General features: G+C 70.1%; 1 protein-coding gene. It reads left to right on the plus strand.

Going from position 1 to position 408, the window contains the following annotated elements:
* Positions 1-90: 90 nt before the first annotated feature.
* A partial coding sequence (locus D7Y04_RS43135) for a hypothetical protein (protein WP_147477365.1) occupies positions 91-408 on the plus strand: 318 nt, incomplete at its 3' end.

Raw genomic sequence — 408 nt, forward strand, 5'->3', positions numbered from 1 at the left:
CGCCCATGTCGTGCCCGCCCAGGTCACCCAGCTCCTGGTGCGAGCCGACGTCCGGCTGCAGTTCGGCGGGGCAGAGCTGGTGGGTGTCGGATGAGCGCGGACCAACGCAGACGTCGCATGGTGGGCTACCTGCCGCCCGTTCTGCAGTCCGGAACGAAGCTCAACCTCTTCTTCTCCACGCTCGCCCAGGAGCTGGAGCAGATGGAGGGAGGCCTGACGCGGCTGATGCGTTCCCGCTGGCACGCGCTCGCGCGGGGCTTTCCCGTCGAGGAGTCGCTGGCGAACAAGGCGGACTCGGAGCTGGGGCAGCTCGCCGCGCTCTACAACCTGCTGCCTCGCCGGGGAGAGTCCGCCGACTACCTCCGCCAGCGCGTCGCCACCGTGGTGGAGCTGCACCGCACCGGCATG

It is taken from the genome of Corallococcus sp. AB038B (genome assembly GCF_003668955.1).
GTDB lineage: Bacteria > Myxococcota > Myxococcia > Myxococcales > Myxococcaceae > Corallococcus > Corallococcus exiguus.